The 12,579-nt window shown below is 34.8% G+C and carries 10 protein-coding genes; 7 read left to right on the top strand and 3 right to left on the bottom strand.

Annotated features, from left to right (window positions below; translation table 11 throughout):
• Positions 1-43 precede the first annotated feature (43 nt).
• Complete coding sequence (locus H611_RS0105565) at positions 44-1,360, bottom strand: MFS transporter (protein ID WP_027137423.1); 1,317 nt, start codon at positions 1,358-1,360, stop codon at positions 44-46.
• Between the two features lie 50 nt (positions 1,361-1,410).
• Entirely contained in the window at positions 1,411-2,229 is an 819-nt protein-coding gene (locus H611_RS0105560; protein ID WP_211223789.1) for a M48 family metallopeptidase, read from the bottom strand.
• Between the two features lie 155 nt (positions 2,230-2,384).
• Between H611_RS0105560 and msrB the strand changes: the two genes are divergently transcribed.
• Positions 2,385-2,861, top strand: a complete 477-nt coding sequence (gene msrB, locus H611_RS0105555; protein WP_027137421.1) for a peptide-methionine (R)-S-oxide reductase MsrB — start codon at positions 2,385-2,387, stop codon at positions 2,859-2,861.
• Between the two features lie 52 nt (positions 2,862-2,913).
• Here the strand turns inward: msrB and katG are convergent, their stop codons facing one another.
• Positions 2,914-5,088 carry a catalase/peroxidase HPI gene (katG, locus tag H611_RS0105550; protein ID WP_027137420.1) on the bottom strand — a complete coding sequence of 725 codons (2,175 nt, stop codon included), beginning with the start codon at positions 5,086-5,088 and terminating at the stop codon, positions 2,914-2,916.
• Between the two features lie 279 nt (positions 5,089-5,367).
• On the opposite strand from katG, the gene tpx reads away from it, so the two are divergent.
• Genes tpx through ribB form a run of 6 tightly spaced genes read left to right on the top strand, consistent with a single transcriptional unit; the run spans position 5,368 to position 12,527 of the window.
• Entirely contained in the window at positions 5,368-5,868 is a 501-nt protein-coding gene (gene tpx / locus H611_RS0105545; RefSeq protein ID WP_027137419.1) for a thiol peroxidase, read from the top strand.
• An 11-nt stretch (positions 5,869-5,879) separates the two neighbouring features.
• A complete protein-coding gene (locus H611_RS0105540) occupies positions 5,880-6,257 on the top strand; it encodes a diacylglycerol kinase (RefSeq protein ID WP_027137418.1) in 378 nt (125 codons plus the stop codon).
• A 53-nt stretch (positions 6,258-6,310) separates the two neighbouring features.
• Entirely contained in the window at positions 6,311-8,719 is a 2,409-nt protein-coding gene (locus tag H611_RS0105535) for a DNA translocase FtsK (RefSeq protein ID WP_027137417.1), read from the top strand.
• A gap of 10 nt (positions 8,720-8,729) precedes the next feature.
• The gene (locus tag H611_RS0105530) at positions 8,730-9,371 is read left to right on the top strand and encodes a LolA family protein (protein ID WP_035483498.1); all 642 of its coding nucleotides are present in this window, start codon (positions 8,730-8,732) and stop codon (positions 9,369-9,371) included.
• An 11-nt stretch (positions 9,372-9,382) separates the two neighbouring features.
• A complete protein-coding gene (locus H611_RS0105525) occupies positions 9,383-11,350 on the top strand; it encodes an LptF/LptG family permease (protein WP_084158148.1) in 1,968 nt (655 codons plus the stop codon).
• Positions 11,351-11,381: 31 nt separating this feature from the next.
• Entirely contained in the window at positions 11,382-12,527 is a 1,146-nt protein-coding gene (gene ribB / locus H611_RS0105520; RefSeq protein WP_027137414.1) for a 3,4-dihydroxy-2-butanone-4-phosphate synthase, read from the top strand.
• Positions 12,528-12,579 lie beyond the last annotated feature (52 nt).

The following is a 12,579-nucleotide window of genomic DNA, read 5'->3' as shown; positions in this document are numbered from 1 at the left end:
TAGAAAAGGTGACTAATATAAAAGTTAAACACCTTTTCTGGTATTATGTTTTATTTGGCACGCGGAATAACAGCACTATTCCCATAAGGAAGAATAAAAATAAAAATAGCACAGCATTTCTCATACTTCCCGTTATTTGTGCTACAAATCCATACAAAAATGTTCCAATGATGATGCCTATCTTTTCGGCAACATCATAAAAACTAAAAAATGATGCTGTATCAGTTGTTTCAGGTAAAAATTTAGAATAAGTGGACCTCGACAATGCCTGAATCCCACCCATTACAACACCTACTAATCCAGCAGCGATATAAAAATCCATTGGTGTAATTAAATAATACGCATATACACATATTAAAGCCCAAAGCACATTTACTACAATAAGCGTTTTGATATTTCCGAATGTCTTTGCCAAGCGTGCGGTTAACAATGCCCCGGCAATAGCTACCACCTGAATTACCAGAATACTAACAATCAACCCCATTGTACGTTCACTATCAGAGCCCCAAGCTATCTCCTCCTCTCCAAAATAAGTCGCGATCAACATAACCGTTTGCACGGCCATACTGTAAACAAAAAAGGCTCCTAAATAGCGTTTCAATTTCTGGTTGTCGCTTAATTGATTCCAAACTAAACGTAATTCCTTGAAGCCATTAAGAATTATATTCTTTTTTGGGCTTTCTTTTTTATTACCTTTTGGTAAAAAATAAAAAGTATACTGGCTAAACAATATCCACCAAACTCCTACAGAAACAAAAGAATACTTCATAGCTTTAATCTCGGCTTTCCCTGCTTCATCGTTTGTGATGCCAAAAATATCTGGTTTCATTACCATAGCTAAATTAAGAAGCAATAATATAACACTCCCTACATAACCTAGCGAAAATCCCTTTGCACTAATACGATCTTGTTGCTCTGGAAAAGCAATATCCGGCAAATAAGAATTATTTATTGCGAAACTCACCCAAAATCCGACCAAACCAAAAAAATAACATAGTAAACTAAAATAAATATGTTCTAAAGAAAACCAATACAACCCTATGCAAGATAATCCGCCCAAGTAACAGAAAAACTTCATGAACACACGTTTATTTCCAAGATAGTCGGCAACTCCAGATATTAATGGGGTAATCACAGCTATGAAAACAAATGCCAATGATGTTGTATAACTTATTAATGGTGCTCTAGCTAATTCTACTCCAAAAACAGTCACCTTTTCCACCTCAGCCATCCTAAAAAGGGCTCCATAAAATATGGGGAATATCGCCGAAGCAATAACAAGGCTGTATACTGAGTTTGCCCAATCGTAAAACGCCCAGGCATTTAAAAGTTTTTGACTTCCTTTTTCTAATTGTATCATAATAAAAAAGCTGCTTTATTAAAGCAGCTTGTAAAGTAAATAAATATTTTCTATTTAAAGGTCGTGACACCAAATTTTGCAGCTTCCTGCTTAGCCGTTGGAGCAAGTGCTGTTAAGTTTGCTATTCGAGATTCATTTGATGGGTGCGTACTTAAAAGTTCCGGAGGGGCTTGTCCTTCACTTCCTGCAGACATACGTTTCCATAGTTCTGCTGCTTCATCGGGATTATACCCCGCAACAGCCATAATATACAAACCAATTTTATCGGCTTCTGTTTCATGTGCTCTGCTAAAAGGCAACATAACCCCCACTTGCGAACCAACACCGTAATATTGATTAAAGGCATTTCTATCCTTCTCATTTTGAATTGCAATATTACCAGCCAAAGCAACACCTTGTTGCACATAAGCCGCACTCATACGTTGCTGCCCGTGATTAGCTAAGGCATGCGCTACCTCATGCCCCATAACGACAGCTAATCCTGTTTCCGTTTGAGTTACAGGTAAAATTCCAGTATAAACTACAATTTTCCCTCCAGGCATACACCAGGCATTTATAGCATCATCATCAACCAAATTATACTCCCATTTATAATCATTTAAATAGCCTACATACCCATTAGCATTTAGCCAGCGTTCTGCCGCAACAGCAATCTTCTGCCCCACTCTGGTTACCATCTTGGCATCTGAAGTACCTTCAATGACTTTGTTTTCAGACAAAAATTGATTGTACTGCGCAAATGATGTTGGAAACAACTGATCATTAGATACAAGTGCCATGGTTTTTTTTCCAGTAAAAGGATTAGTGGCACAGGCAAATATTCCTAAAGCCACCACAATCATTAAATATGTTTTTTTCAAATTGCTCATTATTTTTTATTTAAATATAAGATAAAAATACAAAAATTGTGTTTTCAACTTTATTTGATTCTACATTTATTCCTTTAAAAATGGAATATTTAATATTTAGTTCATCCTGTTATGTTTTTCCTTTTTATTCGACTACTTAACACAAATAAAAAACTATGAAAAAACTATTCTTCTTATCCACTGTCTTTCTACTATTTAACTGCAATGGCAATGCCCAAAAAGAAAAACAACAAGATTTTAAGGTTACAAAAACTGAAAAACAATGGCAATCTGAATTAAACGATATGGAGTACAAAGTTCTTAGGCAGGCTTATACCGAACCACCTCACTCCAGCCCCTTAGATAAAAACTTTAAAAAAGGCACCTACATTTGTAAAGCCTGTAATGCCCCTCTTTTTAAAAGTGAAAATAAATTTGATGCCCATTGCGGTTGGCCAAGTTTCGACCAAGAAATCAAAGGAAATATCACTTATCAAAAAGATTATAAATTAGGCTACCCAAGAATAGAAGAAATTTGTGCTTCTTGCGGAAGTCATTTAGGACATGTATTTGACGATGGCCCTATGGAAACCACTGGAAAACGCCATTGTATCAATGGAGTAGCACTAAAGTTCATACCTGATGAAAACTAAAAAATCGGGATTCATAAGGAATCCCGATTTTATTTAATTCTTTTTCTAATCGCTAAGTCAAATCGAATCGATCTGCATTCATAACTTTTACCCAAGCCTTCACGAAATCTTTAACAAATTTCTCCTTGTTATCATCTTGTGCATATACTTCGGCATAGGCTCTTAATATAGAATTCGAACCAAAAACCAAATCAATACGCGCTGCTGTCCATTTCACAGCTCCTGACATTCTATCGCAGATTTCAAAAATTCCGTTATTAATTGGCTTCCATTTATAAGTCATATCCGTTAAGTTTACAAAGAAATCATTCGTTAATGCCCCAACATTATTGGTAAACACACCATGTTTAGTTCCACCATAGTTAGTACCCATTACACGCATACCCCCAATTAAAACGGTCATTTCGGGTGCTGTTAACCCCATAAGCTGAGCGCGATCTAACAACATCTCTTCCGGACTTACCACATAATCCTTTTTTTGCCAATTTCTAAACCCGTCAGCCAATGGCTCTAAAGGCTCGAAAGATTCAGCATCAGTCATATCTTGTGTTGCATCACCGCGTCCTGGCGAGAAAGGTACCGTGAAATCCAAACCAGCATTTTTAATAGCTTTTTCGACCCCTACATTACCTGCTAAAACTATTGTATCTGCAACACTAATACTAAATTCTTCTGCAATAGGTTCTAAAACCGATAAAACTTTTGATAACTTTTCAGGTTCATTTCCAGCCCAATCTTTCTGTGGAGCTAATCGAATACGAGCACCGTTTGCGCCTCCTCTAAAATCGGATCCTCTAAATGTTCTTGCACTATCCCAGGCGGTTGACACCAATTCTGAAATAGTTAATCCTGAATTCGCAATTTTAGCTTTTACAGCATCAACATTATAATTTGAATTTCCTTTTGGAATTGGGTCCTGCCAGATTAAGTCTTCAGAGGGTACATCCGGACCAAACCATCGATCTTTGGGTCCCATATCTCTATGTGTTAACTTAAACCATGCTCTGGCAAAAGCATCAGAAAATGCATCAAAATCATCTTTAAACTTCAATGAAATTTCTTTATATATGGGATCCTCTCGCATAGCCATATCGGCATCAGTCATCATTGGGTTATGCCGAGTTGTCATATCTTCAACATCAACCGGTTTATCTTCTTCTTTTATATTTACCGGCTCCCATTGCCATGCGCCAGCCGGACTTTTACGTAATTCCCAGTCATGATTGAATAACATTTCAAAATAACCATTATCCCATTTTGTTGGATATGTTGTCCATGCTCCTTCTAAACCACTAGTTACGGCATCTTTACCTACTCCAGAACGCGTTGGATTAGACCATCCAAAACCTTGCTCTTCAACCGCGGATGACTCAGGATCTGGACCTAAAATACTAGCATCACCATTACCATGTGTTTTCCCAACAGTATGACCCCCTGCTGTTAGAGCCACCGTTTCTTCATCATTCATAGCCATACGTTTAAAGGTTTCACGCACCTGGGCCCCAGTTTTTAAAGGATCAGGTTTACCATTAACTCCTTCTGGGTTTACATATATTAATCCCATTTGCACCGCCGCCAAAGGGTTTTCCATAGTTTCAGGTCTACTAACATCGTCATATCTCGCATCACTCGGTTCTAACCATTCCTTTTCCGCTCCCCAATAAATATCCTTTTCAGGTGCCCAAATATCTTCACGTCCAAAGGCAAATCCATAAGTTTTTAACCCCATACTTTCATAAGCAATCGTTCCCGCCAAAATAATTAAATCGGCCCAACTTACTTTATTACCATATTTTTTCTTAACTGGCCACAACAAACGTCTGGCCTTATCTAAACTTACATTATCGGGCCAGGAATTTAACGGTGCAAATCGCTGGTTTCCTGTTCCTCCTCCACCTCGACCATCAGAAATTCTGTAAGAACCCGCAGCATGCCATGCCATACGAATCATTAATCCTCCATAATGACCCCAATCCGCCGGCCACCAGTCCTGAGAATTGGTCATTAAATCGGTAACATCTTTCTTTAAAGATTCAACATCTAAAGATTTTAGGGCTTCCTGGTAATTAAATTCTTCTCCAAGAGGGTTAACTTTTGTATCATGCTGGCTTAAAATATCTAGGTTTAAAGCATTGGGCCACCAATTCATGACCGATTGATTTGTTTCGGTGTTTGCGCCATGCACAAACGGACATTTTCCGCTTGATAAATTTGAATTTCCTTGCATTTTTTGAGATTTAAAAATTTAAAGATTATTTGTTTCCTTTAAAGTTAAGAAATAAGAATTAAAAACCTTTAAATCTATATTTATATAAATTATATAATTATTACTAAAATTTATTAGGGTATTCGCAATAGCATATAAATTCAACAAAATTATAGTCTCGAGAATCTTAAAGTTAATTTCTGCTCTAATACAACCGTTAAAGATTTCAAAACACAAATCAATTTTCTTTGATATTCTTTTTTAATTACTACTTTTAATAAAAATAAAAAACACTAAAAAATGGCAACAGTATCATTACAAGGGACCCCTATTAATACCTTAGGCGACTTACCTGAAATAGGATCGACTGCTCCTGATTTTAAATTAGCAAAAGTAGACTTGTCTGATGTTACCCTTAACGATTATAAGGGATCTAAAGTAATTTTAAACATATTCCACAGTTTAGATACAGGAACCTGTGCTAATTCGGTTAGGAAATTCAACGAAGAAGCAAGTAAACTGGAAAACACTAAAATTCTTTGCATTACCAAGGACCTACCTTTTGCAAACGGTCGTTTTTGTGAAACAGAAGGCATTAATAATCTTGAAGTTCTTTCTGATTTTAGAGATGGTAACTTTGGTAAAAACTACAATTTAGTTTACGTAGATGGTCCTATTAAAGGTTTACTTTCACGAAGCATTATAATTTTAAATGAACAAAGTAAAGTGCTTTATACAGAGCAAGTTTACGATGTTGTAACCGAACCAAACTACGAAGCTGCTCTAAACGCTTTAAAATAGTAATTTCTTAGATGTCTAAAAAAGAATCCATTCTTGCAAATCGGCTAAGAAGTATTGGCTATGCCTTAAAAGGAGCTCTATTATTAATAAAAACCGAAGCCAGTATTCAAGTTCAATTCGCCACAGGCTTAATTGCTACGGCGGCTGGATTCTTTTTTAATATCTCGAAACAAGAATGGTTGGCTCAAATATTTGCCATCGGTCTTGTTATGAGTATAGAAGGACTTAATACAGCCATAGAAGAGGTTGCTAATTTTATACACCCAGAACAACATAAGAAAATAGGTCGAATAAAAGATATAGCTGCTGGGGCTGTTTTTATTGCTGCCATATTTGCTACCATAATAGGTTTTATCATCTATTTACCTAAGATTTTAAAATACTTTTAGCGTTAGGATAAACGTTAGTTATTTGTATTTTTGTTAAACCAAACATGGCGTGAATGGCGAAGAAAAAAACCAACAACAAATCTAGAACACCTAAATTAAAAAAGCCTACAATAACATTATCCAACCAGCAAAAACTTGTGGTTGGTAGCTTTTTGGTTCTGTTCGGTCTTGTTTTATTTATAGCATTTGTTTCTTATATTTTTACTGGCGAAGCTGATCAAAGTAGTCTAACAAATTTTGCATCCAGAGATATCAAATCAAAAAACTGGCTAAGTAAAACAGGCGCTTGGCTTAGTGATTTCTTTATTCAACGAGGTTTTGGAATATCTTCCTTTATTTTTTCAGGCCTTATTATGCTTTCAGGGGTTTATGTTCTTATGAACCTTAATAAAGAAAAACTTCGAACTCATTGGTTTTGGGGTGTTATTATCATCATTTGGCTTTCTGTTTTATTTGGTTTTTTTGGTCACAGCATCGATATTCTCGGAGGAACCATTGGATTTGAAATTAATACTTTTTTACAAGATTATATAGGTAAAACAGGAACCATTCTATTATTACTTTTTATACTTATTACTTATTTAGCTATTCGTTTTAAATTAACTTTCGATAGTATTTTAAATAGTTTCAAGTCTGTAAAAAAAGACCTTAAAAATGAGTTCTCGGAAGCTAATGAGGATGTCGTAGTATCTTTTGATAATAACTTAACAGAAGAAGCAGAAAATTTTAAATCCGCTTTCGATTTAACGTCTGAAAATAGTGATGATTCCAAGTCTGAACTAGAAACAGAAAAAAGCAGTAATGCCTCGTTTGCTCCAACACCTTTTGAAGTAACCGCTTCAGAAGCAGAAGACATTGAAGAAGTAAACGAGCAATTAGAAATAGAAGTTGAAAAAGTAGCCGAAGAACAATCGGAAAACGACAATTTATCTAACAAATTGGTAGAAGATTTCGGTCAGTTCGACCCTACTTTAGAGCTTTCAAAATACCAATTCCCCCCATTAGATCTGCTTAAAAAATACGACACTGAAGGTATTAAGATTAATCAGGAGGAATTAGAAGAAAATAAAAATCGTATTGTTGATACTTTAAAAAACTACAATATTGGTATAGCCAGTATAAAAGCGACGATTGGTCCAACAGTTACACTTTACGAAATAGTTCCTGAGGCTGGTATTCGAATTTCGAAAATTAAAAATTTAGAGGATGATATCGCATTATCATTATCAGCACTAGGTATTCGTATTATCGCACCAATTCCGGGAAAAGGGACTATAGGTATCGAAGTTCCCAATAAAAACTCGACTATTGTTTCCATGCGTTCGGTTATTGCTTCTAAAAAATTTCAGGCTTCAGAAATGCAGTTACCTATAGCCCTTGGTAAAACTATTAGCAATGAAACTTTTGTAGTAGATTTAGCTAAAATGCCTCACCTACTTATGGCTGGTGCTACAGGACAGGGTAAGTCGGTTGGATTGAATGCCGTTTTAACCTCGTTGCTATATAAAAAGCATCCGGCCGAAGTAAAATTTATTTTAGTTGACCCTAAAAAAGTAGAGCTTACCCTATTCAATAAAATTGAACGGCATTACCTAGCAAAATTACCTGACAGTGAAGAGGCCATTATTACCGATAACACGAAGGTTATAAACACCCTTAACTCTTTGTGTATTGAAATGGATAATCGCTACGAGTTACTTAAAAATGCGATGTGCAGAAACATTGCTGAATACAATGTAAAATTTAAAGCTCGAAAGTTAAACCCGAATGATGGTCATCAATTTTTACCATACATTGTACTAGTGGTTGATGAGTTTGCGGATTTAATTATGACCGCTGGTAAAGAAGTAGAGACCCCAATTGCGCGATTAGCTCAGTTAGCCCGTGCTATTGGAATTCACTTAATTATTGCCACTCAGCGTCCTTCGGTAAATGTTATTACAGGAATTATTAAGGCCAACTTCCCGGCACGTATTGCTTTTAGAGTAACTTCAAAAATCGATTCACGAACCATTTTAGATGGTGCTGGTGCCGATCAGTTAATTGGTAGAGGAGACATGCTTTTCACGCAAGGAAACGATTTAATTCGTGTACAATGCGCCTTTGTAGACACCCCTGAAGTTGAAAAAATCACCGACTATATTGGATCTCAAAAAGCTTATCCCGAAGCCTACCAACTGCCAGAATATGTTGGCGAAGAAAGTGGCACAAGTCTTGATATAGACATTGAAGATAGAGATAAGTTATTTAAAGATGCAGCCGTTGTAATTGTAACAGCTCAACAAGGATCAGCCTCCTTATTACAGCGTAAATTAAAATTAGGCTATAATCGTGCTGGTAGGTTAATTGATCAGTTAGAAGCAGCTGGTATTGTTGGTCCTTTTGAAGGAAGTAAAGCCAGACAGGTTTTAATTCCGGACTTAATCGCATTGGATAATCACTTAGAAAACGAAAATTTATAAATTATAAAAAATGAACCTTAAAAACATCTTTACTGTTTTATTAATTACTTTAACACTTAACGCTTTTGCTCAAGATAAGTCAAAGGCTTTACTAAAGGAAGTTTCTGAAAAAATAAAAACCTACGACAACATATCACTTACCTTTAAATACGTTTTAGAAAACACTGCTGAGAACATAAAACAAGAAACAAAAGGTGACGTCGTTTTACAAGGTGATAAATATCGTTTAAACATATTAGGTGTTACCAGATTATTTGATGGAGCGAAACTTTACTCCATTAGTATGGAAGATGAAGAGGTTACCATTTCTTCTGAAAATGAGGATAACGAAGATTCTATAACACCAAGTAAAATGTTATCTTTTTATGAAGATGGTTACACGTACAAATACGATATTGAACAAAATATTAACGGAAGAAAGATTCAATATGTAAAATTAACCCCTATTGATTCTAACTCAGAAATCAAGGATATTTTATTAGGGATCGATAAACAAACAAAGCATATATATAACCTTATCCAGATAGGTAACAATGGTACAAAAACGACTTTGACTGTTAATTCTTTTAAAACAAATGAGCCGCTATCGAAAAGCTTATTTACTTTTGATGCCAATAAGTATAAAGATTACTACATTAACAACCTAGACTAAGTAGCCAGCTCTTGAAAATATTAGACCGTTACATATTAACATCGTACCTTAAAACTTTTATCAGCGTGTTTCTTATACTCATGCTGATTTTTATTTTACAAACCATCTGGCTATACATTAAGGAATTAGCCGGTAAGGATTTAGATATTATAGTGATTGTAAAATTCCTTATCTATTTCATGCCTAAACTTATTCCGTTGGTACTACCACTAACAATATTATTATCATCTATCATGGTATTCGGTAGTTTTGCAGAAAACTACGAATTCGCAGCAATGAAATCGACTGGTATTTCTTTGCAACGCGCCATGTCTGGATTAAGTATTTTTATTGTAATACTGGGTATTACTACCTTTTTCTTTTCTAACAATGTTATTCCTTGGGCCGAACTTAAATCGTATAACCTCCGAAGAAATATCGCGAAATTAAAGCCCGCCATGCTGTTAGCAGAAGGGCAATTTAATCCGGTAGGCAATTATAATATAAAGTTTGAAACTAAGCATGGTGATCATGACCAATACCTTGAGGATGTAACTATTCACGTAAAAGGAGACAACGGAAGAAAAAATGCGACGACTATAAAATCTAAAACCGGAGAATTAGCTAGTAAAGAAGATTCCAATGTCTTAAAACTTATTTTAAAAGACGGAAATTACTATAGTGATATCACTCCAAAATCGCCAAAATCTCAAGATCAAAAACCATTTGCCAAAAGCACCTTTGATACTTATATCATGAATATCGACTTGACTCAAATTAATAAAGTTGATTTTAGTGATGAATCGCAAACCGACAAATACAATATGTTGGATGTGGTTGACTTAAATAAAACTATCGATTCCCTATCTAACAGGCAAGTTGAACAACAACAAGCGTTTTCTACTAATTTATTTCATCGATCCAGTGTTATAAGTAACAGAAAAAAACAAACCAACAAAAAAGTTCAAGATTCTACTTACTTGGGGCCTATATTAGATGTTTTTGACACTAAGAAGAAAATAGAGCTTATAGACGTAGCCCTGCGTACCATAACCGGAGCTAAACAAACTATTAAAACTAGAGACCTTACAACTAAAAACTCCAGAGAATGGCTTAACAAACATGTTATTTCATTTCATGAAAAGTTTGCCTTAGGTTTTGCCTGTATTATATTATTTTTTGTTGGTGCCCCACTAGGAGCCTTGATAAGAAAAGGTGGTATTGGTCTACCTATGGTAATAGCTATATTATTATTTTTAACCTACCACTTTATTGGAATTTTTGCTACTAACAGTGCTAAGAATGGTTCTTTTAACCCTGTTCTTGCTAGTTGGTTCTCGACTCTAATAATGCTACCATTAGGCTTTTTCCTAACCAAACGAGCCACCGAAGACAAAGGTCTTTTTGAATTCGATCATCTCATTGAACCTATTAAAAAAGCCTTTAATATAAAACCAAAGGATAGTATTTCTTACACCTTCTTACAGGCTTATAAAAATCAGGAATTAATTAATACCATCAATAATTATGAAAGCCTCGGACACGATGAAAATTGTCGTTATGAAGCAATAAAAGTATTAAAAACCAGAGGTCTTGATATTCAGGATATTGAAGAACTTGGCGTTAGTATCGAAAACGACTATAAGGATTCAGAAAAAATTCAAAATGAATATAAAGAATATGCCAAATACGCCTTAACTCTTTTTATAATAGGTGCTATATTACTTATACTACATTTCGTTTTTAAGAATAATAAATTACCTTCGATTGCGAGTGCATCTATACAATTAAGTTTTGTTTCTTTCTTTTTATATATGGTCTATTATATAAAATCTCTAATTAATATTTTTAAATTTTATAAACACATAAAGAAATCGAACAAATTTCCGAATGTAGCGCTTTTAATTTTAGGGCTCCCTTTATATTTCCTGACTTTCATATTTTTAAATTCTAAAGTAAAAGAAGACTTAAAACTACATTGTTTAAATTCATTAAAATAAGCACTATCTTTGCAAAATGATACAAGAACCTATGACAAAGAACACGACTTCTGAAATAAAACTTAACACCATTCCAGAGGCTATTGAAGATATTAGAAATGGAAAAGTTATCATTGTAGTTGATGATGAAAACAGAGAAAACGAGGGTGATTTTGTTGCCGCTGCCGATAAAGTAAGTCCACAAATGATTAACTTTATGGCTACCGAAGGAAGAGGTCTTATTTGTGCTCCTTTGACAGAAAATCGCTGTAAAGAACTGGATTTACACATGATGGTTCGTAATAATACAGACCACATGGAAACGGCATTCACAGTTTCTGTTGATTTAAAAGGAAATGGTGTTACAACGGGTATTTCAGCTAGTGATAGAGCAAAAACCATAAAAGCTTTAGTTGAAGAACATACCAAACCTTTTGAACTTGCCAGACCTGGTCATATTTTCCCACTGGTAGCAAAAGAAGGAGGCGTATTACGCCGTACAGGACACACCGAAGCAGCTATAGATTTCGCAAGACTTGCTGGCTTAAAACCTGCTGGAGTTATTGTAGAAATCATGAATGAAGATGGTACAATGGCTCGTTTACCGCAGCTTATTAATATTGCAAAAAAACTAGATTTGAAAATCGTTTCTATTGAAGATTTAGTTGCTTACAGAATGCAGCACGATTCATTAATTGAGAAAAAAGAAGATTTTCAGTTAGAAACGCGCTTTGGAAGCTTTCGTTTAAGAGCCTATAAACAAACCACAAATAATCAAATTCATATTGCCTTAACAAAAGGGAATTGGAATGAAAATGAAAAAATATTAACAAGAATCAATTCAACTCTGGTTAACAACGATATTTTAGGAACATTAACCAATAACGCTGACAAGCAATTAGACAATATGTTTAAGGTTATTAATGATGAAGGACGTGGTGCTATTATTTTTATAAACCAAGAAGCACAGTCTACAAATATTTTAAACCGCTTGGCTTTCCTAAAAGACCATCAAGAAGCCCAAAAAATAACCAAGGCTCCAAATATTAAAATGGATAACCGAGATTTTGGAATAGGAGCTCAAATATTACATGATTTGAACATTCATAAAATGCGTTTAATTTCTAATAGCGGACAAACCAAACGAGTTGGTATGATTGGTTATGGATTAGAAATTGTAGAATACGTAACTTATTAAAAGACCGTTATAATAAATAAAAAAAGCCAGTATCATGATACTGGCTTTTTTT

This window comes from Gaetbulibacter saemankumensis DSM 17032 (genome assembly GCF_000425645.1).
GTDB lineage: Bacteria > Bacteroidota > Bacteroidia > Flavobacteriales > Flavobacteriaceae > Gaetbulibacter > Gaetbulibacter saemankumensis.
Note: the sequence above shows the minus strand (reverse complement) of the source record. Positions and strands in the feature narration are given on the sequence as shown.

Bases quoted from the DNA above. Each gene is read 5' to 3' on its own strand.
- H611_RS0105565 (WP_027137423.1), bottom strand. From the start codon at position 1,360: ATGATACAATTAGAAAAAGGAAGTCAAAAACTTTTAAATGCCTGGGCG.
- H611_RS0105560 (WP_211223789.1), bottom strand. From the start codon at position 2,229: ATGAGCAATTTGAAAAAAACATATTTAATGATTGTGGTGGCTTTAGGA.
- msrB (WP_027137421.1), top strand. From the start codon at position 2,385: ATGAAAAAACTATTCTTCTTATCCACTGTCTTTCTACTATTTAACTGC.
- katG (WP_027137420.1), bottom strand. From the start codon at position 5,088: ATGCAAGGAAATTCAAATTTATCAAGCGGAAAATGTCCGTTTGTGCAT.
- tpx (WP_027137419.1), top strand. From the start codon at position 5,368: ATGGCAACAGTATCATTACAAGGGACCCCTATTAATACCTTAGGCGAC.
- H611_RS0105540 (WP_027137418.1), top strand. From the start codon at position 5,880: ATGTCTAAAAAAGAATCCATTCTTGCAAATCGGCTAAGAAGTATTGGC.
- H611_RS0105535 (WP_027137417.1), top strand. From the start codon at position 6,311: ATGGCGAAGAAAAAAACCAACAACAAATCTAGAACACCTAAATTAAAA.
- H611_RS0105530 (WP_035483498.1), top strand. From the start codon at position 8,730: ATGAACCTTAAAAACATCTTTACTGTTTTATTAATTACTTTAACACTT.
- ribB (WP_027137414.1), top strand. From the start codon at position 11,382: ATGACAAAGAACACGACTTCTGAAATAAAACTTAACACCATTCCAGAG.